19 protein-coding genes are annotated in these 24746 nt (G+C 70.6%); 13 read left to right on the top strand and 6 right to left on the bottom strand.

Going from position 1 to position 24746, the window contains the following annotated elements; translation table 11 throughout:
* Positions 1–28: 28 nt before the first annotated feature.
* Together OG390_RS13765 and OG390_RS13760 are read right to left on the bottom strand one after the other, a co-directional pair.
* Positions 29–2113 (bottom strand): YhgE/Pip family protein, encoded by a 2085-nt coding sequence (locus tag OG390_RS13765; protein WP_406167867.1) that lies wholly within the window; start codon positions 2111–2113, stop codon positions 29–31.
* A complete protein-coding gene (locus tag OG390_RS13760) occupies positions 2085–2840 on the bottom strand; it encodes an ATP-binding cassette domain-containing protein (RefSeq protein WP_406167865.1) in 756 nt (251 codons plus the stop codon). The genes OG390_RS13765 and OG390_RS13760 overlap by 29 nt, the downstream gene beginning before the upstream one ends.
* Before the next feature lie 194 nt (positions 2841–3034).
* Between OG390_RS13760 and OG390_RS13755 the strand changes: the two genes are divergently transcribed.
* The 3 genes from OG390_RS13755 to OG390_RS13745 all read left to right on the top strand — a co-directional run bounded on the left by OG390_RS13755 (position 3035) and on the right by OG390_RS13745 (position 5204).
* Positions 3035–3574: an SAV_6107 family HEPN domain-containing protein gene (locus OG390_RS13755; RefSeq protein WP_399078189.1), complete on the top strand. Its 540-nt coding sequence runs from the start codon at positions 3035–3037 to the stop codon at positions 3572–3574.
* 188 nt (positions 3575–3762) lie between these two features.
* Positions 3763–4533 (top strand): methyltransferase, encoded by a 771-nt coding sequence (locus OG390_RS13750; RefSeq protein ID WP_406167863.1) that lies wholly within the window; start codon positions 3763–3765, stop codon positions 4531–4533.
* 275 nt (positions 4534–4808) lie between these two features.
* Positions 4809–5204 carry a DUF3040 domain-containing protein gene (locus OG390_RS13745; RefSeq protein ID WP_406167861.1) on the top strand — a complete coding sequence of 132 codons (396 nt, stop codon included), beginning with the start codon at positions 4809–4811 and terminating at the stop codon, positions 5202–5204.
* Positions 5205–5684: 480 nt separating this feature from the next.
* Here OG390_RS13745 and OG390_RS13740 read toward each other — a convergent pair whose 3' ends face one another.
* The 4 genes from OG390_RS13740 to OG390_RS13725 form a co-directional block, all read right to left on the bottom strand.
* Complete coding sequence (locus tag OG390_RS13740; RefSeq protein ID WP_406167859.1) at positions 5685–8075, bottom strand: DUF3488 and DUF4129 domain-containing transglutaminase family protein; 2391 nt, start codon at positions 8073–8075, stop codon at positions 5685–5687.
* Positions 8072–9436, bottom strand: coding sequence for a DUF58 domain-containing protein (locus tag OG390_RS13735; protein WP_406167858.1), 1365 nt, complete (start codon positions 9434–9436; stop codon positions 8072–8074). Before OG390_RS13735 ends, OG390_RS13740 begins: the two co-directional genes overlap by 4 nt.
* The gene (locus tag OG390_RS13730; protein WP_406167856.1) at positions 9436–10473 is read right to left on the bottom strand and encodes an AAA family ATPase; all 1038 of its coding nucleotides are present in this window, start codon (positions 10471–10473) and stop codon (positions 9436–9438) included. The genes OG390_RS13735 and OG390_RS13730 overlap by 1 nt, the downstream gene beginning before the upstream one ends.
* A gap of 263 nt (positions 10474–10736) precedes the next feature.
* Positions 10737–11348, bottom strand: a complete 612-nt coding sequence (locus OG390_RS13725; RefSeq protein WP_399078176.1) for a beta-class carbonic anhydrase — start codon at positions 11346–11348, stop codon at positions 10737–10739.
* Between the two features lie 359 nt (positions 11349–11707).
* Here OG390_RS13725 and rsmH point away from each other — a divergent pair, with 359 nt between their 5' ends.
* From rsmH to OG390_RS13675, 10 genes are all read left to right on the top strand, one after another.
* Positions 11708–12664 carry a 16S rRNA (cytosine(1402)-N(4))-methyltransferase RsmH gene (gene rsmH / locus OG390_RS13720; protein ID WP_406167854.1) on the top strand — a complete coding sequence of 319 codons (957 nt, stop codon included), beginning with the start codon at positions 11708–11710 and terminating at the stop codon, positions 12662–12664.
* A gap of 315 nt (positions 12665–12979) precedes the next feature.
* Positions 12980–13501, top strand: a complete 522-nt coding sequence (locus OG390_RS13715; RefSeq protein WP_406167852.1) for a septum formation initiator family protein — start codon at positions 12980–12982, stop codon at positions 13499–13501.
* A 5-nt stretch (positions 13502–13506) separates the two neighbouring features.
* Complete coding sequence (locus tag OG390_RS13710) at positions 13507–15459, top strand: peptidoglycan D,D-transpeptidase FtsI family protein (RefSeq protein WP_406167850.1); 1953 nt, start codon at positions 13507–13509, stop codon at positions 15457–15459.
* 192 nt (positions 15460–15651) lie between these two features.
* Complete coding sequence (locus OG390_RS13705) at positions 15652–17172, top strand: UDP-N-acetylmuramoyl-L-alanyl-D-glutamate--2,6-diaminopimelate ligase (RefSeq protein ID WP_406177648.1); 1521 nt, start codon at positions 15652–15654, stop codon at positions 17170–17172.
* A gap of 4 nt (positions 17173–17176) precedes the next feature.
* The gene (gene murF / locus OG390_RS13700; RefSeq protein ID WP_406167848.1) at positions 17177–18583 is read left to right on the top strand and encodes a UDP-N-acetylmuramoyl-tripeptide--D-alanyl-D-alanine ligase; all 1407 of its coding nucleotides are present in this window, start codon (positions 17177–17179) and stop codon (positions 18581–18583) included.
* The gene (mraY, locus tag OG390_RS13695; protein WP_399078166.1) at positions 18580–19653 is read left to right on the top strand and encodes a phospho-N-acetylmuramoyl-pentapeptide-transferase; all 1074 of its coding nucleotides are present in this window, start codon (positions 18580–18582) and stop codon (positions 19651–19653) included. The genes murF and mraY overlap by 4 nt, the downstream gene beginning before the upstream one ends.
* A complete protein-coding gene (murD, locus tag OG390_RS13690; RefSeq protein ID WP_406167845.1) occupies positions 19635–21062 on the top strand; it encodes a UDP-N-acetylmuramoyl-L-alanine--D-glutamate ligase in 1428 nt (475 codons plus the stop codon). The genes mraY and murD overlap by 19 nt, the downstream gene beginning before the upstream one ends.
* A gap of 190 nt (positions 21063–21252) precedes the next feature.
* Complete coding sequence (gene ftsW, locus OG390_RS13685) at positions 21253–22617, top strand: putative lipid II flippase FtsW (protein ID WP_406167844.1); 1365 nt, start codon at positions 21253–21255, stop codon at positions 22615–22617.
* Between the two features lie 6 nt (positions 22618–22623).
* Positions 22624–23715: an undecaprenyldiphospho-muramoylpentapeptide beta-N-acetylglucosaminyltransferase gene (gene murG / locus OG390_RS13680; RefSeq protein ID WP_406167842.1), complete on the top strand. Its 1092-nt coding sequence runs from the start codon at positions 22624–22626 to the stop codon at positions 23713–23715.
* A 25-nt stretch (positions 23716–23740) separates the two neighbouring features.
* Complete coding sequence (locus OG390_RS13675; RefSeq protein WP_406167840.1) at positions 23741–24526, top strand: cell division protein FtsQ/DivIB; 786 nt, start codon at positions 23741–23743, stop codon at positions 24524–24526.
* The last annotated feature ends 220 nt before the right edge of the window (positions 24527–24746 follow it).

Raw genomic sequence — 24746 nt, 5'->3', positions numbered from 1 at the left:
ATTGTCACAGGAGCCGCTGCGCGGACCGTCACAGGCTCAGCTCCGGGTGCAGCCGGTCGAGGGTCCACACCTGCTTGCGGCGCGCGGACAGGGCGGTGAGCGCGAGGGCGCCCACCGTGAAGCCCGCCAGGACGGCGCACGCCTGCCACACCGGGCCCAGGCCGCCGCCCGTGATGAGCCTCCTGAGGGCCTCGACGACGTAACTCATCGGCAAGAAGGGGTGGATCGCGTTGAAGAAGCCCGGACTGGTCTGGACGGGGTACGTGCCACCCGCCGACGTCAGCTGGAGCATCAGGAGGGCGAGCACGAGGATCCGGCCCGCCGCTCCGAAGCGTGCGTTCAGCCACTGCACGATCGCCGCGAAGCACGCCGTCACCAGGAACAGGAAGCCAACTGCCCCGGCCGCCCGCGCCATCTCCAGGCCGATCGCCCAGTGGAGCACGGACATCAGGGCCGCCGTCTGCAGTACACCCACGGCGGCCACCGGCAGCCAGCCCGCCAGTGAAATGCGCCAGGCCGAGGCACCCGCCGCGAGCGCACGCCGGTTGAGCGGCTGGATCAGCATGTACGCCACCATCGCGCCCACCCACAGGGACAGCGGGATGAAGTACGGGGCGAATCCGGTGCCGTAGTTCGGCGCCTTGTGCAGGTCCCTGGAGGCGAGCTGTACGGGGTCGGCCATGACCTGGGTGCGCTGATCGCGGTCCTGCTTGTCGTAGTCGGGGATCTGATCGGCGCCGTCGTGCAGTCCGCCGGCGAGCTTCCCGGAGCCGCCGACGAGCTTGTACATGCCCCCGTCGAGGTCGCTCGCGCCCGTCTTCAGCCTGCCGACGCCCGTGTCCAGATCCGCCGCCCCGGTCTTGGCCGTGCCGAGCCCGGTGTGCAGCTTCTTGGTCCCCTTGGCGACCTTCTCGGCACCCTCGTTCAGCTTGTTGATCTTGGAGACGGCGTCGTCGAGGTCCTCGGAGAGGTGCGGCGAGCGGTCGGCGAGAGCCTGGGCCTGTTTCTGCAGCGTGGCCAGGTTCTTGTCGAGTTTGTCGAGAGAGCCGTCCTGGTCGTCGATCAGCGTGTTCACGTCGTCGGCGACCTGGGCCACGTCCGCGGCCGCCTCCTTGGCCTTCTTCAGGTCGGGGCACGCGGTGTCGGGGAGCGGCAGGGTCTCGCAGCGCGCCTTGTAGACGGCGTTCAGCGCGGTGGAGGCCGTGTGGGCGCTCTTGGCCGCGGCCGGGGCCGTCTCCACCAGGGTGTCGAGGTTGTGGCGGATCCCCGTGGCGGAGTCGGCAACGAGCTGGGCCGTGTCGCCGATCGACTGCTCGTTGTCCTTCAGGAAGGGGCCCACCTTGTCCGCGACCCCGTTGACCTTGTCGGCCAGCGACCGCGTGCCGTCCGCGACCTGCCGCGAACCGTCCTCCAGGTCCCCCGCGCCCTTGCTGAGCTTCTTCAGGCCCCCGGAAAGCTTTCCGCTGCCCTTCTTGGCCTCCTTCAGGCCGTCCGCGAGATCCTTGGAGCCCTTCTTCGCCTTGCCGATCCCGCCCTTGAGCGTGTCGGCGCCCTTGGCGGCCTTCTCGGTCGCCCCGTGGATGTCCGAGAACGAGATGAAGATCTTGTCGAGGAAGGACCGCGAGGTCTTGGTGGAAGCGGCCGTGCGCACCTCGCTGAACACCGTCCGGGAGATCTGCCCGACGATGTAGTTGTTCGCGTCGTTCGTACGCACCTGGAGCGCGCCCGTCTCCGGTGTGTCCCCGGAGCTGGAGGCGATCTGCTCGCTGAAGTCGCCCGGCATGGTCAGCGACAGGTAGTACGTGCCGTCCTCGACGCCCTTGCGGGCCTCGGCGGCGCTCACCTCGTGCCACTCGAAGGTGTCGCTGTCGCGCAGCCCCTTGGTGATGTCGTCGCCCGCCGCGATCTTCTTGCCCGCGACGCTCGCCCCCTTGTCGTCGTTCACGAGCGCCACGGGGATGCGGTCCAGGCGGCCGTACGGGTCCCAGAACGACCACAGGTAGAGGGCGCCGTACAGCAGCGGCAGCAACAGGAGCGCGGCCAGCGCAGCACGCGGGAGCTTGCCCCGGCCGAAGCGCCTGAGCTCAAGCGCGGCCAGTTTCGGCGAGCGCATCGGCCGTCTCCTTCTGTTCGTTCTGCTGCTGGTTCTTCTGAGGGTTGACGACGGTGGCGCCCTCGGGGGCCTCGCTGCACACCGCCACGACGGTGGTGCCGGACTCGGTGAGCGACTTCAACAGGGCCCAGGCATCGGCCCGTTCGGCGTCGGAGAGCTTGAGGTCGGTGTCGTCGATACCGAGCAGACCCGGCCGGCCGATGAGGGCCAGCGCGACGGACAGCCGCAGGGCTTCGAGTCGCTCCAGGTCGCGTACGGCGGTCCGGGAGCCCTTGGGCAGGGACTCCTGGTCGAGCCCCGCGGCGGCCAGAGCGGTGTCGATCCGCAGCTTCGCCTCGGTCACTCGCTCGGCGCGAGGTCGTAGCAGTCCCCGCAGCGAACCTCGGAACCGCCGCTGCAGCAGCGCCCGTTCGCTCAGGTGCTCCCCGACGGTCAGGGCCGGGTCGAGGTCCGTGACACCAGGCACGTGTGCGAGCGCGCTCGCCCGGCGCACCGCGGCCATCTGCTTCGGCAGCCTCCCCCCGCCCACGGTGGCCGTCCCCTCGGTCGGCTTCATCCGGCCCGTGAGCGCGAGCAGCAGGCACGTACGGCCGGATCCCGAGGGACCCTCGATCGCGATCAGCGAGCCGGGCTCCGCGTCGACGAAGACTCCGCGGAACGCCCAGCCGCGGGGCCCCTCGAGTCCGAAGTCCTCGGCCGTGACGCCCAGTCCGTGTGGACTGTCCACAGCTTCCCCATTCCCCTGGAACTACTTTTGAACTGACTGGTCAGTGCAAAAACTAACCCGAACCTAGGATCGAAGCAAAAAGCCCGAACCTACGATCGAAGCAAAAGGCCAGGTCAGAACGGATTGTCAGTGGCATACCTCACGATGGGCACATACGGCCACAGTGCCGTCACACAGACGACAGGAGGTTCGTCATGGCCAGCTCTTCCGCAGCCGCCGCCCACCGGCGCCGCGCCACCGGCCCTGCCCCCTCACTGACCGGCCCGGCGAGCGACGTGCACCCAGTGCTGCGCCGGGCCACGGCCCCGCCCGCCGCCCTCGAACTGCTGGCCCAGGCACGCGCCGGACTCGACGAGGCGACGGCCCTCGAAACACCCAACGAGCGGTATGCGACGGCCCACTTGGCCGCCCTGCGCACCGCCGCCGCCGTCCTTGCCGCGCGGGGCCGCCCGGAGCCCACGGCGCGACGCCGGGCCCGGATCCGGAGCGCCTGGGAAGTGCTCCCCGAAATCGCGCCCGAACTCACCGAGTGGAGCGCCCTGTTCGCCTCCGGAGCCACCCGCCGCGCCCGCGCCGAGGCGGGCATCCAGGGCGCGGCCGGCAGCCGCGACGCCGACGACCTGATACGGGACGTGGCGATGTTCCTGCGCCTCGTCGAGCGGATGCTCGTGCTGCAGCCCGTGCTGCCCCAGCCCCGACAGGGTGCGGACCGGGAGGTGCCGGACGCGGGCTGACCGGTGCGGGAGCCGCGCAGCGACGTATCGGCGACCGTGCGCCCACCACGCGATCCGCCGCGTGAGACAGAGGATCGGCCACTGCGGCAGAGGCAATAGGGTGGAGGCGCCCGCGGCCTCCCCACCGGGAGGCCCCGAAGAATGCTCCGCCGTGCAAGAGGCGGTGCCGCGCCGAGGAGTCAACTGCCGTGTCGGACCCGATGCGCCCCCGCGCTTCTCTCCGTACCGCCGTGGTCTGGGAGGTCCTCAAGGACGCCCTGGACCGCCGGGTCAAGGCCACGGGGCGGGAGTCCCTCGACGTACTCGACACCGGGGGCGGCAGCGGCAACTTCGCGGTGCCGGTGGCCCGCCTCGGCCACCGAGTCACGGTCGTCGACCCCAGCCCGAACGCGCTGTTCGCGCTGGAGCGCCGGGCCGCCGAGGCCGGCGTCGCCGACCGGGTGCAGGGCGTCCAGGGCGATGCGCACGGGCTCTTCGACGTGGTCGGCCGCGGTGGCTACGACGCGGTGCTGTGCCACGGCGTCCTGGAATACGTGGACGACCCGGCCGAGGGCGTGCGCAACGTGGTGGACGCGCTGCGCCCCGAGGGCGTGCTCAGCCTCCTCGCCGCGGGCCTGGGCGGAGCCGTGCTGGCCCGCGCGCTGGCCGGGCACTTCAACGAGGCCAGGCAGGCGCTCGATGACCCGGACGGACGCTGGGGCGAGGGTGATCCCGTACCCCACCGCTTCACGGCCGAACAGCTCACCACCCTGGTCGAGGGCGCCGGCCTTCGCGTCGCTGCCGTACACGGTGTCCGGGTCTTCGCCGACCTGGTTCCGGGGGTGCTCGTGGACACCGAACCGGGGGCCCTGGAAGCACTGCTGAAGCTGGAAGCGGCGGCCGCCGAGCTCGCCGCGTTCCACTCCGTGGCAACGCAGCTCCATGTGCTTGGTGAGGCCCAGGGGGCTGCCGAGGGCTGAGCCGCCTCCTGTGGTGCGCCGCTGATCAGGGGCTTGGCGGCAGATGGAGTACGCCACAGACCCCCCGATCGGGTGCTCGGCGCCGTATGATCGAGGGAGACCGTCCGGCATGACGGACCGTTCGCTGGGGAATGCACGCCCCAGTGGATCGGGGTGCCATGGCGGGTTCCGGTTGGCGAATTGGCGTAGAGGGGCGGGTTTCACGGGGGCGATTCCCTGCCTATCCTGAAGGGGACCCCCGGTCGCCCCGGCGACTGCACGATGAGGAGGACTCCGTGCCGCTCTCGGAGCACGAGCAGCGAATGCTCGAGCAGATGGAGCGAGCGCTGTACGCCGAAGATCCCAAGTTCGCGACAGCGCTTGAGGGAAGCGGGCTGCGTACGTACACCCGACGACGGGTATACCAGGCGGTCGCGGGCTTCCTGGTGGGTATCGCGCTCCTCATGGCCGGAATGGTCGCAGTTCAGATCTGGCTGAGCGTGGTGGGATTCCTCGTCATGCTGGGCTGTGCGGTACTTGCCGTCACCGGTTGGCGCAAGGCTCCCAAGCCGGGTGAACAGCCGGCAGGGCCCGGCACACCCGCCGCTCGCCGCCAGGGCCGACAGCGCCGCTCCCTGATGGACCGCATCGAACAACGCTGGCAGCGTCGCCGCGACGAACAGGGCCACTAGCCCTCCGAGCGCCGCAACCGAAGACATCCATACGAGGGGGTGTCCGCCCGACCCGGGCGGACACCCCCTCGCGCATGCCCCGAAGCCCCCGGCGCCGTAGCCGTCTTGTGGTCGCCGGTGCCGTCTCAGCCGTCGTAGCTGTGGGCATGCGTGCTGCTGGGGGCGGCACGGGTGTTCACACCGGCACCCCGTAAGCGCCGGGCTGCGCGACCCGCCCCTACCCCAGCCCCGGTGCCGGGGGATCTATCTCCGCTGCAACGGCACCCGGCGTTGGTGGCTGTGCCCACCCGTGCCGCCCTGCGGGACGACTGCCCACCGCGGTAGCGGTAGCGGTGACGAAAGCGCAGGCGCACGGCGCCAGCGGTCGGCGGCTGCCCCGGTGCAGCCGTCGGCGCGCGGGCGGCGAGTGCCGTGGTGGTAAGCCCACGGCCCCCGCCCCGGGGCGGGACAGGGGCCGGGCCGCTGGACGCTACTCGGCGGTCAGCCGTTCTGGCCCGAAGGGCGGCGTAGCAGCGTCTCCCTGCGGGCCGCCAGGCGGGCCCTGAGCGTCGTCCAGCGGGCCGAGGCGGCCCAGACCACGCGGATGGCTGAGCGGGGCGCGAGGAGGGCGCGGAGGCGGCCGGCGCGGCTCGCGGAGGTGCGCAGGGCGTCCGCAATGCGCCGCGCGTCGTCCGCGAGGCCCGCCACCGGTCGCGGATGCGGTGCGTAGAGCACTTGCTCCACAGCCGCGGCCAGCCGGTGCACCGCGTCCGACGCCGTCGGATCGAGACCCCCGAGACGGGCGATCCGCGCGGCGGCCTTGCGCGGCGTCTGCGACTCGTCCGGCGCAATCCCGTAGTCCCACGCCGTATCGGTCACCTCCTGCCAGGCCCCCAGCGTGTACTCCGCCGCGTCCGCATCGGTGCGGCCGTGCCCGCCGAGCCGAACGGAGCGCATCCGCATCCGCCACAGCATCGGCAGCTGCGGCACTCCCAGGATCAGGAGGCCTGCCAAGGCAATCCCGAGGATCTTGAACCACGGCCAGCTGTCGTCGTGGGAACCCACCGCCGCCAGTGAGGACTCGCTCGGGCACGCCTCCAGCTTCCGCTGCTGCGCCGTGCAGCTCTCGCTGGCCGACGGCGCGGCGGAGGGCGCCGTGGAGGACGAAGGCGTCGGCTTCGGCACGTTCGGTACATCGGTGCCGGGTGTGTCCGTCTGGGTGTACTGCGGCACCGTGCCACGGTTCGGGGTGGGCTCGAAGCGGGTCCAGCCCACTCCCTCGAAGTACAGCTCGGGCCAGGCGTGCGCGTCCCGCAGCCCCACCGACATCGAACCGTTGGCCTGCGGGGTGCCCGGTGTGAAGCCCACCGCCACGCGGGCCGGTATCCCCAGCGTCCGGGCCATCGCGGCCATCGCGAAGGAGAAGTGGACGCAGAAGCCCTCCTTCTCCTTCAGGAAGCGCGCGATCGCGGCGGAGCCGCTGCCGACCTGCACCTGGGTGTCGTACCGGAAGTTGCCGCTGACGGCGAAGTAGTCCTGGAGCTTGACTGCCTGCTCGTAGCGGTTGGTCGAGCCCTCGGTGACCTTGCGCGCAGTCGCCGCGACCACCGGGGGCAACGACCCCGGCACCTTGGTGAACTCGCGCTTCAGCGCCGCCGACGGCTCCGGCGCGCTCGCGAGCTGTGCTGCCGTCGGCTGCACGATCAGGCTCGTGACCTCGTACTGCGCGCCGCGCGTGTTCTGGCCGTGGTCTCCGACGAGCGTGCGCCCCACGGGCTCGTACCGCCAGCTGCCCTTGATCTTCACCTTGCTCGCCGGGTACGGCATCGGGAGCCAGTCCTGCGCGTACCAGTCGGCCGCCGAGATACGGGTCAGGATCGAGGCCCGCTGGACGTCGCTGCCGAGACCGATCGGCGTCGGGAGCGTGTCCGGCACGTCCTGGATGTGCCGCTGGGCGGGCTTCCAGGCCGTGCCGTCGAAGTCGTCCAGGGAGACGATCCGCAGATACAGGTCCTGGGTGTCGTCGGTGTTGGTGCGGTAGGACATGACCTGGCGGTCCTCGTCCACGTTCAAGCTGTCGCGGAGCGAGACCAGCGGGTTCACCGCGGAGATCGTGCCGCCGCCCCCGGAGCCCGTGCCCACGCCCGTGCCAGTGCCGCCCAGCAGACCGCCGTCGAGGGTGGGCAGGCCGAGCGGCACCACCAGGGCGATGCCCAGGGCGACCGCGCCGATCCGCCGCCCGGTGCGAACCGGCGCGACGGCGCCGGTTGCGGGGTCGGGGCCCGGTGTGCGGGGCGCCCCGCCGAAGACACGGCCCCACTGAGAGAGCCGGTCGCGGCCCTCGGCCAGCAGCAGCATCAGATAGCCGGCGGCCGCGAGCAGGAACCACAGCCATGCGGCGCCGCCTCCGGAGAGCCCCGCGGCGACCGAGTACAGCGCGAGCAGCGGCAGTCCGGCGGGGGCCGCGCTGCGGTACGTGACCGCGAGCGCGTCGACCGCGAGCCCGATCACCAGGACGCCGCCGACCAGCATCAGCCGGATGCCGTCGGACAGCGGCGCCGGAATCGAGTACCGCCCGACGTCGTCGGTGCCCGCCTGCAGCAGGACTCCGAATCGGTGGAAGGCCTCGGGACCCGGGACGATCCCGACGACGGCCTGCTGGCGGGCGAACGACAGCGTGAGCAGCATCAGCGTCACCAGCGCCTGCACCGCCACGGTCAGCGGCCGGGCCAGCGGAACCCGCCGGGTCAGCGCGCCCACTGCGGTCTGCATCGCCAGCAGGAACGCGGCCTGGAAGATCCAGGTCGCCGGGTCGACCAGCGGCAGCAGGGCGCAGGCAGCCATCAGCGTGGCCGCCGCCGCGCACAGTGCCAGTCGCGCGCGCCCGCTCATGAGCCGTCACCCCCCGCCGTACTCCCCGTCGACGCCATGTGCGTGCGCTGTCGGTCCGCCTCCCGCCACAGGTCGGCGAGCCCAGCCCCCCGCGGCACCATCACGGCGGTCCAGCCCGCCTCGCGCAGCATGCGCAATCGGTTCTCGCTCTGGTCCAACGGGCCGGGGATGTCCGTCGGTTCCCGTACCCAGGTCTCGCTGTCCAGCAGGAAGGCGACGGCCCCGCCGCTGCGCTGGCGCATCTTGCCGAGCACCGTCGCCTGCTCCTCGTCCAGATCGCCGAGGAAGGCGATCAGCAGCCCCTCGTTCCCACCGCGCAGTACGTCGTACGCCCGGGACAGGCCCGTGCCGTCGGAGTGGTCGATGACGGCGAGCGTGTCCATCATCAGCCCGGCCGCGTCCGCCGATTCCTGGCTGGCGCCCGCGAACCCGTCGGCGCCCTCGCCGGGCACCGAGCTGCCGGTGTCGGTCAAAAGCCGTACCGAGAAGCCCCGTTCCAGCATGTGCACCAGCGTCGACGCCGTGCCCGAGACGGCCCACTCGAAGGCCGAGTCCGGGCCCGCGCCCTGGAAGGCGATGCCCCTGGTGTCGAGCAGCACCGTGCAACGGGAGCGCTGGGGCTGCTCCTCGCGGCGGACCATCAACTCGCCGTAGCGCGCGGTGAGGCGCCAGTGCACCCGGCGAAGGTCGTCGCCGTAGCGGTACCCGCGCGGGATGATGTCGTCCTCGCCGGCCAGCGCCAGTGAGCGCTGCCGTCCGTCGCCGTACCCCTTCGCCTCGCCGGCCAGCCGCACCGGCGGCAGCGCCTCCACGCGCGGGATGACCGTCAGGGTGTCGTACGTCGAGAAGGAACGGGTCAGCTCGCACATCCCGAAGGGGTCGGTGAGCCGCAGCTGCAGCGGTCCCAGCGGATAGCGGCCGCGCAGGTCCGAGCGCACGCGGTAGGACACCTCGCGGCGGCCGCCCGCCTCGACCCTGTCCAGGACGAACCGGGGCCGCGGACCGAGCACGTACGGCACCCGGTCCTGGAGCATCAGCAGTCCGGTGGGCAGCCGCGAGACGTTGTCCATCCGCAGATGGACGCGGGCCTCGGAACCGGCGGGCACGCGCGCGGGGGAGAGCCTGCGGCTGCCCGCGACCCGGTAGCGGGTGCGGTACAGCACGGTCGCGCAGACCAGCGGCAGGACCGAGAGGAGCAGCCCGACCCGGAGCAGATCGCTCTGCCCCAGGACGTACGCGCAGATCGCGGCGGCGACTCCGGCGGCCAGGAAGGAGCGCCCGCGCGTGGTGAGTCCGGCGAGCGCGGTGCGCAGCCCGCCCTTGTCCTCCTCGGCGGTGTGCCCCGTGCCCCCTTGCGTCATCACAGCCTCCGGGGCGGCTGCTGGCCGTAGGCGGTGGCGCCGCGGCCCATCGTGAAGCCTGCCTGCTGCTGGGGAGCCGCGGGCACCGGGGTGCGCTGCAGGATCTCCTGGATGACCTGCTCGGCCGTACGACGGTTCAACTGCGCCTGGGCCGTGGGCAGCAGACGGTGGGCCAGGACCGCCACGGCGAGCGCCTGGACGTCGTCCGGCAACGCGAACTCCCGGCCGCTGAGGGCGGCGGACGCCTTCGCCGCGCGCAGCAGATGCAGCGTGGCACGCGGCGAGGCGCCGAGTCTGAGGTCGGGGTGCGTGCGCGTGGCCGCGACCAGGTCCACCGCGTAGCGCCGCACCGGGTCGGCGACATGGACGGTGCGGACCGCGTCGATCAGCTTCACGATCTCGTGCGCGTGCGCCACCGGCTGGAGGTCGTCCAGCGGGTTCACCCCGCCGTGGATGTCCAGCATCTGCAACTCGGCGTCCGCGCTGGGGTAGCCGATGGAGACGCGGGCCATAAAACGGTCGCGCTGAGCCTCCGGCAGCGGGTAGGTGCCTTCCATCTCGACCGGGTTCTGCGTGGCCACCACCATGAAGGGGCTGGGCAGTTCGTAGGTCTGCCCGTCGATGGTGACCTGGCGCTCCTCCATCGACTCCAGGAGCGCGGACTGCGTCTTGGGCGAGGCGCGGTTGATCTCGTCGCCGATCACGATCTGGGCGAAGATCGCGCCCGGCTTGAACTCGAAGTCCCGGCGCTGCTGGTCCCAGATGGACACACCCGTGATGTCCGAGGGCAGCAGGTCGGGCGTGAACTGGATACGCCGCACCGAGCAGTCGATGGACCGCGCCAATGCCTTGGCGAGCATGGTCTTGCCGACGCCGGGGACATCTTCGATCAGAAGATGCCCCTCGGCGAGCAGCACGGTCAGCGAAAGCCGTACGACCTCAGGCTTGCCTTCGATCACTCCTTCCACCGAACTGCGGACACGCTCCACAGTGGCGGTCAGATCCGTAAGGCTCGCTCGATCGTCATAGGTCGTCACCCGGCCCTCCTCGGCCCGTTCTCGGGCCGACGCCCTGTGCGGACCGGCCCACCCCGAAACACGGACACCACGCGCGAATAGTTCCGCGTGACGCCACACCCGCATTCTTGTTGCCGTTACCGGTTCGTGTCACTCGCCTGTGGATAACTGGCCGCGATATGTCAGGTCTTACGGCCCTTTGGGCGCCGGAAGGCCGGGGTTTTTCGTGAAGAGAGAGTCCCACGAGGTATCGACGGCGGGCGATCGGGGTTCGGCGGAGCCGGTCAGGTGGGGTCGATCTCGCGCAGCAGACCGGTCTTGACGTCGAAGACGAAGCCGCGTACGTCGTCGGTGTGCGGGAGGAACGGCGAGGTGCGCACGCGCTGCATCGACTGCCGTACGTCCTGTTCGACGTCCCGGAAGGCCTCGACCGCCCAGGCGGGGCGCTGGCCGACCTCCATCTCCAGCTCATGCCGGAAGTCCTCGGTGAGGGACTCCAGGCCGCAGCCGGTGTGGTGGATGAGGACCACGCTGCGGGTGCCGAGCGCCCGCTGACTGATCGTGAGCGAGCGGATCACGTCGTCGGTGACGACGCCGCCCGCGTTGCGGATGGTGTGGCAGTCGCCCAGCTCCAGGCCGAGCGCGGCGTGCAGGTCGAGGCGGGCGTCCATGCAGGCCACCACCGCGACGTGGAGGACGGGACGGGCGTCCATCCCGGGGTCGGTGAAGGCAGCGGCGTACTGCTCGTTCGCCTCGACGAGGCGGTCTGTGACGGCGCCGCCATCGGCTATGGCGCCTTCGGGCTCAGTGGGAACGGATGCAGAAGTCGTCATAGCTATGACGGTACTGGTCACGTGGGGTCCGGTCCTGCTGTGAGATCGGGAAAACAACGTCATCGCGTCCTCTTGTGAGGTAACCCACACGGGTGGCGGAAGTGCACCCTTCCAGGTGATTCTTTCCGATTTACCGCTTCGCGCGCGTCCGGCCTCGCGACGCGCATGCCGGTTGATTGACCGCGAGACACCGTGGACTAAAGTGACGCGAAGCGGGAGGCGAGGCTCTCCCTGCTGGCGTTATCCCCCGGAGACCCGGCGATTTTCCGGCGTCTCCCCGCGTGCGCGGCGCGTACGTACGGCTCGGCCTCCTCCCGCTCCCGGTCGGCTGACGCCACTCACCCGGCGCCAGCAGGCCTCCCCTTCTCGAGCGGGCGGGGACCCGGCGGTGCGTACGGGCGCGCCGGACCTGAGAGGGCCCCTTGAGCCAGAGTCGACACGTCCCGGTGATGCTCCAGCGGTGCCTGGACATGTTGGCCCCGGCCCTCACCGAGCCGGGAGCCGTCGTCGTCGACTGCACCCTGGGACTCGGCGGGCACAGTGAGGCGCTGCTCGCCCGGTTCCCCGAGGCCCGGCTCGTGGCCCTCGACCGCGACAAGGAGGCGCTGCGGCTCTCCGGGGAGCGGCTCACCCCCTTCGGCGAACGCGCCACTCTCGTGCACGCGGTCTATGACGAACTCCCCGACGTGCTCGACCGCCTGGGCATCCCGCGCGTCCAGGGCGTGCTCTTCGATCTCGGTGTCTCCTCGATGCAACTCGACGAGGCGGACCGAGGGTTCGCGTACGCGCAGGACGCCCCGCTCGACATGCGCATGGACCAGACGACCGGCATCAGCGCGGCCGAGGTGCTCAACACCTATCCGGCCGGCGAGCTGGTGCGGATCCTGCGCGCGTACGGCGAGGAGAAGCAGGCCAAGCGGATCGTGTCCGCGATCGTGCGTGAACGCGAGAAGGAGCCGTTCACCAACAGTGCACGGCTGGTCGAGCTGATCCGTGACTCGTTGCCCCAGGCGGCCAAGCGCACCGGCGGCAACCCCGCCAAGCGCACCTTCCAGGCGCTGCGCATCGAGGTGAACGGCGAACTCAGCGTCCTGGAGAGGGCGATTCCGGCGGCCGTGAAGGCGCTCGCCGTCGGTGGCCGCATCGCCGTGCTGTCGTACCACTCGCTGGAGGACCGGCTGGTCAAGCAGGTGTTCGCGGCCGGCGCCGCCACCACCGCGCCGCCCGGTCTGCCGGTCGTCCCCGAGCGCTACCAGCCCCGCCTCAAGCTGCTCACCCGCGGTGCCGAACTTCCCACGGAGGAAGAGGTCGCCGAGAACCGGCGAGCGGCTCCCGCCCGGCTGCGGGGGGCGCAACGCATCCGGGAGGACGCCGAGTGAGGCGCGGGGAGAGGGAGGGCGCGTGAGCAGGAAACCCGAACTCCCGGGGTGCCGTGGGTTGGATATCCAAACCCCCGGGATGGTGTTGGTTGGGGAGCCGAACCCGCAAGGACTCAGTGAGTCCGGAGCCCGAACTCACGCGGCAAGCGTGCGGTCGGGAGGCCGCGGGCGCGAGTCAAGTATGCGGTTCGGAGGTCGGATCCGCGAGGCAAGTGTGCGGCCCGGAGGCCGGACTCGCGAGGCGGGCGGGCGGTCCGGAGGCCGGGCCCGCCGAGCGACCGCGCAGTTGGGACACCAAACTCGCAGGGAGGGCGCGTGAGCAGGAAACCGGAGCTCAGGGGGCGGGCCGCCCGGCTCGCGCGGCTGCTGCCGGCCGGTGCCGGACAGGCGGCCCGTACCCCCTTCGTCCTGTTGGTCGTGCTCCTGCTCGGCGGCGGTCTCATCGGGCTCCTTGCGCTGAACTCCGCGCTCAGCGAGGGAGCGTTCCGCCTGGACGACCTCCAGAAGGACACCAAGAGCCTCACCGACGAGGAGCAGGCCCTGCAGCGGGACGTGGACGCCTACTCCGCCCCCGACGCCCTCCAGCGCCGCGCCCGCGAACTGGGCATGGTCCCCGGCGGCGACCCGGCCTTCCTCAACCCCGACGGCACCGTCAAGGGTGTCCCGGGAGCCCCCGCCCAGCGGTCCTCCGTATCCACCCCGATGATCCTCGCGCCCGAGGTCCTCGCCTCCGCCCTGAGCCGGCCCCCGAATCCCGCCCCGCAGCCGTCCGCGGCCGCGCCCGCCCTCCAGGCTCCCGCCCCGTCCGCACAGCCCTCCACCAACCCCGGCAGGTGACGGAAGTGTCCGACAGGGAACCGCCGCGCCGCCGCGTGCCCGGCCCCGCCAGGCCCGTACGCCCCGGGGGCCAGCGGCGCCCGGGCCCCGGTGCCCGCCCCGCCCGCCGCCCGAGCGCATCCGGGCCGAGCGGCCCCCGCGTCATCCGGCTCGGCAGTCCCCGCCCTCGCCTGCGCATGGTCAGCCTCGGGCTCACCCTGGTGATGGTCGCCTTCGTCGTACGGCTGCTCCAGGTGCAGGCCGTGGACGCGAGCACGTATGCCGCGAAGGCCGAGCAGAACCGGTACGTCGGGCGCACGCTGGCCGCCGAGCGCGGCGAGATCACCGACCGTAACGGCGTCGAGCTGGCGACGAGCGTGGACGCGTACGACATCACGGCCGATCCGACGATGTTCACGAAAGAGGCGACGACGGTGAGCGACGCGCCCGAGCAGGCCGCGGCGCTGCTCGGCCCGATCCTCGGCCAGAGCATGGACGCCGTCGCCGCGAAGCTGAAGGCGAAGAACACCCGCTACGCCCTGCTCGCGCACCGCCAGACCCCCCAGGTCTGGAAGCAGATCAAGGACCTGAAGACCACGCTCGGGGCCAAGGCGGAGACGGACAAGAGCACGGTCAACGTCCTCGCGGGAGTCCTCGCGGTCCCGGCCAGCAAGCGCGTGTACCCGAACGGTGATCTCGCCGCCGGGATACTGGGCTGGGTCAACGCCGACGGCAAGGGCGGCGGCGGCATCGAGCAGCAGCTGAACAAGGAGCTCGCGGGCAAGGACGGCAAGATCCGCTACGCCCAGTCCGGTGGGCGCCAGGTGCCCACCGTGGGCTCCACCGAGACACCCGCCGTGGCCGGCTCCGACGTCGAGCTGACCATCGACCGGGACATCCAGTGGGCCGCGCAGAACGCGATCACCGAGCAGGTGAAGAAGTCCAAGGCGGACCGCGGGTACGTGATAGTGCAGGACACCCGGACCGGCGAGATCCTCGCCATGGCCAACTCGCCCGGCTTCGATCCGAACGACCTCTCCCAGGCCAACTCCGCGGCCATGGGCAACGCGGCCCTCCAGGACGCCTACGAGCCCGGCTCCACCGCCAAGCTCATGTCGATGGCCGCCGTCCTCCAGGAGAACGTGGCCACGCCCGACACACATGTGGTCGTGCCCAACCGGCTGCACCGCGGCGACCGGCTCTTCCAGGACGACATCGACCACTCGACCTGGTACCTGACGCTGAACGGCGTACTCGCCAAGTCCAGCAACATCGGCACCATCCTGGCGACCGGCCAGCTCGGCAAGACACAGAAGGAGGCCAACCGGGTCCTCTACTCGTATCTGCGCAGGTTCGGCATCGGCAGTCACACCGGGCTCGGCTTCCCCGGTGAGACCGCGGGCATTCTCGCGCGCCCCGACACATGGTCGACGTCGCAGCAGTACACGATCCCTTTCGGCCAGGGCGTGTCGATCAACGCGGTGCAGGGGGCCTCCGTCTACTCGACGATCGCCAACGGCGGCGTACGCATCGAGCCGACGCTGGTGCGCGGCACGAGGGGGCCCGACGGCCGCTTCACCCCCGCCGCCCAGCCCAAGAAGACAAGGGTCGTGAGCGAGAAGACCGCGAAGACCCTCGCCCAGATGCTGGAGTCCGTCGTGGACGACGAGCAGGGCACCGGCATCAAGGCGCGTATCCCCGGCTACCGAGTCGCAGGCAAGACGGGTACGGCCAACCGCGTGGATCCGGCCACCGGCAAGTACCACGGCTACACCTCGTCATTCGCCGGATTCGCACCCGCGGACAACCCGCGCGTCACCGTCTACTGCGCCCTCCAGAACGCCACCAGGGGCAGCTACTTCGGAGGCACGACCTGCGGACCCATCTACAAGCAGGTCATGGAGTTCGCCCTGAAGACCCTCCAGGTCCCGCCCACCGGGGCGAAGGCCGCAAACCTTCCCGTCAGCTTCAAGCCGTGATCCACTGCGACCGCACGCCCTGATCAGCCCCCACGCACAACGGACCAGGAACAGCTCGTGACAACGATCACCCCGGCCTCCGGGAACCAGCCCCCGCCCAACCCCTCGCTTCGCTCCGGCGGGGGTGCGCCCGGTACGCTCACCGCCGTGCCACACGCTGATCAGTCCCAAACCACCCAGAAGGGCGTTCCTGTGACATATCCGGGGCCGCCGCGACCGGTTCACGTCTCCGCCACACCCCTCGCGGAACTGACCGATCAGCTGGGTGCCACCGCCCCGGCGTCGACCCCGGAGGTCACGGGCATCACCCATGACTCGCGGGCCGTGCGCCCCGGCGACCTGTACGCCGCACTGCCCGGCGCCCGCATGCACGGCGCCGACTTCGTGACCCAGGCGGCCGGTCTCGGTGCGGTCGCCGTGCTGACCGATCCGACGGGCGCGGAGCGCGCCGCCGCCACGGGCCTTCCCGTCCTGGTCGTCGACGATCCGCGCGGGCGGATGGGTGAGCTCGCGGCCACGATCTACGGCCACCCCGGGCGCGACCTGCTCCAGATCGGCATCACCGGCACCTCCGGCAAGACCACGACGGCGTACCTCGTCGAGGGCGGCCTGAAGAGGGTCCGCTCCACCGGGCTGATCGGCACGGTCGAGATGCGCATCGGCGACGAGCGGATCAAGTCGGAGCGCACCACTCCCGAAGCCACCGACCTCCAGGCCCTGTTCGCGGTCATGCGCGAGCGCGGGGTCGAGGCGGTCGCGATGGAGGTCTCCAGCCACGCGCTGGTCCTCGGACGGGTCGACGGCTGCGTCTTCGACATCGCCGTCTTCAACAACCTCAGCCCGGAACACATGGAGTTCCACTCCGACATGGAGGACTACTTCCGGGCCAAGGCGCAGCTGTTCACACCGAAACGCAGCAAACTCGGCGTCATCAACCTCGACGACGAGTACGGCCGCAGGCTCGCCAAGGAGGCCACCGTCCCCGTGGTCACCTTCTCCGCCGAGGGGCACCCCGACGCCGACTGGCGCGCTCAGGACGTCGAAGTCGGCCCCATGGACTCGACGTTCACCGCGGTCGGCCCCAAGGGCGAGCGGATCTCCGCCAGGTCGCCGCTCGCGGGCCCCTTCAACGTGGCCAACACGCTCGCCGCGATCGTCGCTCTCGCGGTCGCCGGGCTCGACCCGCAGACCGCCGCCGACGGCATTGCGGCCGTGCCGGGCGTCCCGGGCCGCCTGGAGCGCGTGGACGTGGGCCAGCCCTACCTTGCCGTCGTCGACTACGCCCACAAGACGGACGCCGTCGAATCGGTCCTGCGCGCCCTGCGCAAGGTGACGAGCGGTCGTCTGCACGTGGTGCTCGGCTGCGGCGGCGACCGGGACCGGACCAAGCGGATGCCGATGGGCGCGGCCGTGGCGCGGCTCGCCGACACCGCCGTACTGACCTCCGACAACCCCCGCTCCGAGGACCCCCTCGCGATCCTCGCGACGATGCTCGCCGGCGCCGCAGAGGTGCCGGCGCACGAGCGCGGTGAGGTCCAGGTCTTCGAGGACCGGGCCGCAGCCATCGCGGCCGCCGTCGCCCGCGCAGAGCCGGGCGACACCGTGCTGGTCGCGGGCAAGGGCCACGAGCAGGGCCAGGACATCGCCGGGGTGGTGCGTCCCTTCGACGACCGCCAGGTGCTTCGCGAAGCTATCCAGAAGACCCAGGGATGAACTTGTGATCGCCCTCTCTCTCGCCGAGATCGCAGCAGTCGTCGGCGGGCAGACGTACGACATACCGGATCCGGCGGTACAGGTCACCGGACCGGTCGTCAAGGACTCCCGTGAGGTGGAGTCCGGCAGCCTCTTCGTCGCCTTCGTCGGCGAGCGCGTGGACGGCCACGACTTCGCCGAGGCGGTGATCGAGGCCGGCGCGGTCGCGGTGCTGGCGTCCCGCCCCCTCGGCGTGCCCGCGATCGTCGTCGCGGACGTACAGGCGGCGCTCGGCGCTCTCGCGCGCCATGTCGTCGAACGGCTCGGCGCGACCCTCGTGGCCCTCACCGGTTCCGCGGGCAAGACCAGCACCAAGGACCTGATCGCCCAGGTGCTGCGGAGCAAGGCGCCGACTGTCTTCACGCCCGGCTCGCTGAACAACGAGATCGGGCTGCCGCTCACCGCGCTCAGCGCCACCGAGGAGACCAGGTTCCTGGTGCTGGAGATGGGGGCGCGCGGCATCGGCCATATCCGCTATCTGGCGGACCTCACCCCGCCGAAGATCGGCCTGGTCCTCAACGTCGGCAGCGCCCACATCGGCGAGTTCGGCGGCCGCGAGCAAATCGCGCAAGCAAAGGGCGAGTTGGTCGAAGGGCTCCCGGAGGACGGCACCGCGGTCCTCAACGCCGACGATCCCCTCGTACGCGCCATGGCGTCCCGCACGAAGGCCCGCGTGATCCTCTTCGGAGAGTCCGACGAAGCGGACGTACGCGCCGAGAACGTCCGTCTCACGGAGACTGGACAGCCTTCCTTCAGCCTTCGCACACCCTCCGGGTGCAGTGACGTGACCATGCGCCTGTACGGTGAGCACCACGTGTCGAACGCGCTCGCCGCGGCCGCCGTCGCCCATGAGCTGGGCATGTCCGCAGACGAGATCGCCCGAGCGCTCTCCGAGGCGGGCTCCCTCTCCCGCTGGCGGATGGAGGTCACCGAGCGCCCGGACGGCGTGACGGTCGTCAACGACGCCTACAACGCGAACCCCGAGTCCATGCGAGCCGCCCTGCGCGCGCTCGCGGCCATGGGCAGAGGACGTCGTACGTGGGCGGTGCTCGGTCAGATGGCCGAGCTCGGGGACGAGGCGCTCGCCGAGCACGACGCGGTCGGACGGCTCGCCGTCCGACTCAACGTCAGCAAGCTCGTCGCGGTCGGGGGCAGGGAAGCGTCCTGGCTCCAACTGGGCGCATATAACGAGGGTTCGTGGGGTGAGGAGTCGGTGCACGTGTCCGACGCACAGGCGGCTGTCGACCTGTTGCGCAGTGAACTGCGCCCAGGGGACGTCGTACTCGTGAAGGCGTCCAGGTCGGTCGGGCTCGAACGGGTGGCGCAGGCGCTGCTCGACAGCGGTGCCGAGAGTGAGGTTGCCGCCCGATGATGAAGCAGATCCTGTTCGCAGGAGTCATTGGCCTCTTCCTGACCTTGGTCGGCACCCCGCTGCTGATCAAGCTCCTGGCCCGCAAGGGCTACGGCCAGTACATCCGTGACGACGGGCCGAAAGAGCACCACAGCAAGCGCGGTACGCCGACCATGGGTGGTATCGCCTTCATCCTCGCGACGCTCATCGCGTACTTCATGAGCAAGGTGATCACCGGCAAGCCGCCGACCTTCTCCGGACTGCTGGTGCTCGGCCTGATGGCGGGCATGGGCCTGGTGGGCTTCCTGGACGACTACATCAAGATCGTCAAGCGTCGGTCGCTCGGTCTGCGGGCCAAGGCGAAGATGGCCGGCCAGCTGACCGTCGGTATCGCCTTCGCGGTGCTCTCGCTGCAGTTCGCGGACAACCGCGGCAACACCCCGGCCTCCACGAAGCTCTCCTTCGTCCAGGACTTCGGCTGGTCCATCGGCCCGGTGCTGTTCGTGGTCTGGGCGCTGTTCATGATCCTCGCCATGTCGAACGGCGTGAACCTCACGGACGGCCTGGACGGTCTCGCCACCGGCGCCTCCGTGATGGTCTTCGGCGCGTACACGTTCATCGGCGTCTGGCAGTTCCAGGAGTCCTGCGCCAACGCGACGACCCTGACCAACCCGGCCGCCTGCTACGAAGTACGCGATCCACTCGACCTCGCGGTCGTCGCCTCTGCGCTGATGGGCGCCTGCTTCGGCTTCCTGTGGTGGAACACCTCGCCCGCCAAGATCTTCATGGGCGACACCGGTTCGCTGGCTCTCGGCGGAGCGCTCGCGGGTCTGGCGATCTGCTCCCGCACCGAGTTCCTGATCGCGCTGCTCGGCGGTCTCTTCGTCCTGATCACCATGTCGGTCGTCATCCAGGTCGGCTCCTTCCGCCTGACCGGCAAGCGCGTCTTCCGCATGGCGCCACTCCAGCACCACTTCGAACTCAAGGGGTGGTCCGAAGTCCTTGTGGTGGTCCGCTTCTGGATCATTCAGGGCATGTGCGTCATTGTGGGTCTGGGCCTCTTCTACGCAGGATGGGCAGCCAAGAAGTGACCGACTGGCAGGGCAAGAACGTCACCGTCGCCGGGCTCGGCGTCTCCGGCATCCCGGCGGCCAAGGTGCTGCACGGCCTCGGTGCGGTCGTCACGGTCGTCAACGACGGCGACGACGAGCGCGCCCGGGCCCAGGCCGCGGAGCTGGAGGCGCTCGGCATCACCGTGCGCCTCGGTGACGGCGCGACCCTGCCCGAGGGCACCGAGCTCATCGTGACCGCGCCCGGCTGGAAGCCGGACAAGCCGCTGTTCGCCGCGGCCGCCGAGGCGGGCGTCCCGGTCTGGGGCGACGTCGAACTCGCCTGGCGGCTGCGCGGCCCCGACGCCGCGCCCTGGCTCGCGGTCACCGGCACCAACGGCAAGACCACGACCGTCCAGATGCTCGCCTCGATCCTGAAGGCGGCCGGACTGCGCACGGCGGCGGTCGGCAACATCGGCGTCTCGCTCCTTGACGCGGTGCTCGGCGAGGAGAAGTACGACGTGCTCGCCGTCGAACTCTCCAGCTATCAGCTGCACTGGGCACCCTCGCTGCGAGCCCACTCCGCAGCCGTACTGAATCTGGCGCCCGATCACCTCGACTGGCACGGCTCGATGGAGGCGTACGCCGCCGACAAGGGCCGTATCTACGAGGGCAATCGGGTCGCCTGCGTCTACAACGTGGCCGACAAGGCCACGGAGGACCTGGTGCGCGAGGCGGACGTCGAGGAGGGCTGCCGGGCGATCGGCTTCACACTCGGCACCCCTGGGCCGTCCCAACTCGGCGTCGTGGAAGGCATCCTGGTCGACCGCGCCTTCGTCGAGAACCGGCAGAAGAACGCCCAGGAGCTGGCGGAGGTGTCGGACGTCAATCCGCCGGCCCCGCACAACATCGCCAACGCCCTTGCGGCGGCGGCCCTGGCGCGTGCCTTCGGGGTGCCCGCCCAGGCGGTACGCGACGGGCTGCGGGCCTTCGAGCCGGACGCCCACCGCATCGCGCACGTCACCGACGTGGACGGGGTCGCGTACGTCGACGACTCCAAGGCGACCAACACACATGCCGCGGAAGCCTCTTTGGCGGCGTACGAGTCGATCGTGTGGATCGCGGGCGGGCTGGCCAAGGGCGCGACCTTCGACGAGCTGGTCGCCAAGTCGGCACAGCGGCTTCGGGGCGTTGTCCTGATCGGTGCCGACCGTGCCCTCATCCGGGAAGCGCTCGCGCGACACGCGCCGGAAGTACCCGTCGTCGACCTTGAGCGGACCGACACTGGGGCGATGCTCGCGGCGGTTCGGGAGGCGCGGGGGCTCGCTCGCACCGGCGACACGGTGCTGCTGGCCCCGGCTTGCGCCTCCATGGACATGTTCGCCAACTACAACAAGCGCGGTGACGCTTTCGCGGAGGCGGTTCGCGAACTCGACGCCGTCGACGGCTGACCCGGGTCCGCCTCGCCTGACGGCGCCGGGCACACCTGGGAGGGACGCGTGACACGGATCCGGCTGGGGCTTCGGCGGCGGCTATCCGCCGGTGGCACGGCGCTGTGTCGGCACGTCCCTCCCTCAGTTCCCGAACGGCCCGGAGGGACGCCCGACGGGAAGCCCTCCCACAGCGTGGCAGGTGCCGCCGATGCCCAGTAGCCGCACCGGCCGACCTCCCGTGCGGCGGACCACCGGGCGGCCCCCCGTCGCCCGGGCGTCGCGCGAGAATCCCGTACGGCGCCTCTACATCCGCGCCCGCAAGGCCTGGGACCGGCCGCTGACCGCGTACTACCTGATCCTCGGTGGCAGTCTGCTGATCACCGTGCTCGGGCTGGTGATGGTGTACTCGGCGTCGCAGATCACGGCGCTGCAGCTGTCGCTGCCGGGGTCGTACTTCTTCCGCAAGCAGTTCCTGGCGGCCGTGATCGGCGGGGTGCTGCTGCTCGTCGCCTCGCGGATGCCGGTGAAGCTGCACCGGGCGCTGGCGTATCCGATGCTGGCCGGGTCGGTCTTCCTGATGATCCTGGTGCAGGTGCCCGGGATAGGAGTCGCGATCAACGGCAACCAGAACTGGATCTCCCTCGGCGGCTCCTTCCAGATCCAGCCCAGCGAGTTCGGCAAGCTCGCCCTCGTGCTGTGGGGCGCCGACCTGATCGCCCGCAAGGAGGACAAGCGCCTGCTCATGCAGTGGAAGCACATGCTGGTACCGCTCGTCCCGGTGGCGTTCATGCTGCTCGGGCTGATCATGCTCGGCGGCGACATGGGCACGGCGATCATCCTCACCGCGATCCTGTTCGGACTGCTGTGGCTGGCGGGCGCGCCGACCCGGTTGTTCGCCGGCGTGCTGTCCATCGCCGGCACGCTCGGTGTGATCCTCATCAAGACCAGCCCGAACCGCATGGCCCGGTTCTCCTGCATCGGCGCCACCGAACCCGGCACCGGCGTCACCTCGTGCTGGCAGGCCGTGCACGGGATCTATGCGCTCGCCTCCGGCGGACTATTCGGTTCCGGACTCGGTGCGAGCGTGGAGAAATGGGGCCAACTGCCCGAAGCCCACACCGACTTCATCTTCGCCGTCACCGGTGAGGAACTGGGCCTCGCGGGGACGCTGTCGGTGCTCGCCCTCTTCGCGGCTCTAGGCTATGCGGGTATCCGCGTGGCCGGACGCACGGAGGACCCCTTCGTGAGGTATGCCGCGGGAGGCGTGACCACCTGGATCACGACCCAGGCCGTGATCAACATCGGTGCGGTGCTCGGTCTGCTGCCGATCGCCGGAGTCCCGCTCCCGCTGTTCTCCTACGGGGGTTCCGCCCTGTTGCCGACCATGTTCGCCATCGGGCTGCTGATCGCCTTCGCACGGGACGACCCCGCTGCGCGGGCGGCGCTTGCGATGCGGCAACCTCGCTTTGGTAGAAAGCGGGCTGCGGTGAGAGGCTCCGTGGGGGCCGCGGGGCCTCGGAGATGGAACACGATGCGACGGCGCGCCGCGGCGCGTTCGTCCGGAGAGCGGTGAATTTCGGTGCATGTCGTACTCGCCGGCGGGGGGACCGCCGGCCACATCGAGCCCGCGCTCGCCCTCGCGGACGCCCTGCGCAGGCAGGACCCGACCGTGGGGATCACGGCCCTGGGCACGGAACGCGGACTTGAGACCCGACTCGTACCCGAGCGCGGATACGATCTCGCGCTGATCCCCGCCGTCCCGCTGCCGCGCAAGCCCACGCCCGAGCTGATCACCGTCCCCGGGCGGCTGCGCGGCACGATCAAGGCGGCCGAGCAGATCCTGGAGCGCACCAAGGCGGACGCGGTCGTCGGCTTCGGCGGCTACGTCGCCCTGCCCGGCTACCTCGCGGCCAAGCGCCTCGGCGTGCCGATCGTCATCCACGAGGCCAACGCCCGACCGGGTCTCGCCAACAAGATCGGCTCCCGATATGCCGCCCGGGTCGCCGTCTCCACGCCGGACAGCAAGCTGCGCGACGCCCGCTACATCGGCATCCCGCTGCGCCGCTCCATCGCCACCCTCGACCGGGCCGCCGTGCGCCCCGAGGCGCGCGCCGCGTTCGGCCTCGACCCCGCGCTGCCGACCCTGCTGGTGTCCGGCGGCTCGCAGGGCGCCCGCCGCCTCAACGAGGTGGTCGAGCAGGCGGCTCCGTACCTCCAGCAGGCGGGCATCCAGATCCTGCACGCGGTGGGCCCGAAGAACGAACTGCCGCAGGTGCATCAGATGCCGGGGATGCCCCCGTACATCCCGGTACCGTACGTGGACCGGATGGACCTCGCGTACGCCGCGGCCGACATGATGCTGTGCCGCGCGGGCGCGATGACCGTCGCCGAACTCTCCGCCGTCGGGCTGCCCGCCGCCTATGTCCCGCTGCCCATCGGCAACGGCGAACAGCGGCTGAACGCTCAGCCGGTGGTCAAGGCCGGCGGTGGCCTCCTTGTCGACGACGCGGAGCTGACGCCCCAGTGGGTGCAGCAGAACGTGCTGCCCGTGCTCGCCGACCCGCACCGGCTGTACGAGATGTCCCGTGCCGCCGGCGAGTTCGGCCGCCGGGACGCCGACGACCTGCTCGTCGGCATGGTGTACGAGGCGATTGCCTCTCGCCGTCACTAGCACCGCATGAGGGAAGGCAGGGAGCGTGGCCGGACCGAACACCGCCGAGCGCGGCGAACGGCAGAAGCCGGAGTCCGGCCCGCCCCGGCCGCCCCGACTCGGGCGGCTGCGTCGCCTTCGTGTGCTCATCATCCTTTTGATCGCCGTGGTGTTGGGCGGAGCCGCTTCGGTCTGGGTCCTGTACGGCTCGCAGTGGCTGCGCGTGGAGCACGTATCGGCTACCGGGACGCGAGTGCTGACGGCCGAGCAGGTGCGAGAAGCGGCCGAAGTTCCGGTCGGATCCCCGCTGATTTCCGTCGACACGGGCGCCATTGCGGAGCGACTGCGCCGGAAATTGCCCCGAATTGACTCGGTTGATGTCGTCCGTTCCTGGCCGCATGGAATCGGTCTGAAAGTGACCGAACGCACTCCGGTCCTGACTGTCGAAAAAGGTGCAAAGTTCATCGAAGTGGACGCCAAGGGCGTGCGATTTGCCACGGTTTCCAACGCTCCGAAGGGTGTGCCCGCACTGGAATTGACGGTGTCCCGGTCGGTGGGGCTGCGCCGCTTCGGCACCGACCGGCTGGTGCGCGAGGCGGTGCGGGTCGCCGGTGACATTCCGGCCGCCGTCGCGCGTGACACTCGTACCCTCAAGGTCCGTTCCTACGACTCCATCTCGCTGGAGTTGAAGGGCGGCCGCACCGTCGAGTGGGGCAGCGGCGAGAAGGGTCGCGCGAAGGCCAGGACACTCTCCGCTCTCATGAAAGCCGCTCCCGGCGCCCGGCACTTCGACGTAAGCGCTCCCACCGCCCCCGCGTCATCGGGGAGTTGACGCACATCCGCGCAGGCCAGCACCCTGGTTGGGCAGCGCTACGCCTGATCACATAGGGTGAAAAGAAAAACGGGAGGTTCGGCGTGTTCGTTGAACGTGCGCCACTTGTCGACTTAGTGTCCTGTTCGGAAGAGTCCAAGGAACAGACACACTGGTAACCCTAAACTTCAGCGTTAGGGTTCGGGTCGGCGTTCGGACCGTCCCATTCGGCATCAGTCGT

The organism is Streptomyces sp. NBC_00996, assembly GCF_045162675.1.
GTDB lineage: Bacteria > Actinomycetota > Actinomycetes > Streptomycetales > Streptomycetaceae > Streptomyces.
Note: the sequence above shows the minus strand (reverse complement) of the source record. Positions and strands in the feature narration are given on the sequence as shown.

Coding starts and splice junctions, on each gene's coding strand:
- OG390_RS13765 (WP_406167867.1), bottom strand. CDS start 2,113: ATGCGCTCGCCGAAACTGGCCGCGCTTGAGCTCAGGCGCTTCGGCCGG.
- OG390_RS13755 (WP_399078189.1), top strand. CDS start 3,035: ATGGCCAGCTCTTCCGCAGCCGCCGCCCACCGGCGCCGCGCCACCGGC.
- OG390_RS13740 (WP_406167859.1), bottom strand. CDS start 8,075: ATGAGCGGGCGCGCGCGACTGGCACTGTGCGCGGCGGCGGCCACGCTG.
- OG390_RS13735 (WP_406167858.1), bottom strand. CDS start 9,436: ATGACGCAAGGGGGCACGGGGCACACCGCCGAGGAGGACAAGGGCGGG.
- OG390_RS13725 (WP_399078176.1), bottom strand. CDS start 11,348: ATGACGTTGTTTTCCCGATCTCACAGCAGGACCGGACCCCACGTGACC.
- mraY (WP_399078166.1), top strand. CDS start 18,580: ATGATGAAGCAGATCCTGTTCGCAGGAGTCATTGGCCTCTTCCTGACC.
- murD (WP_406167845.1), top strand. CDS start 19,635: ATGGGCAGCCAAGAAGTGACCGACTGGCAGGGCAAGAACGTCACCGTC.
- ftsW (WP_406167844.1), top strand. CDS start 21,253: ATGCCCAGTAGCCGCACCGGCCGACCTCCCGTGCGGCGGACCACCGGG.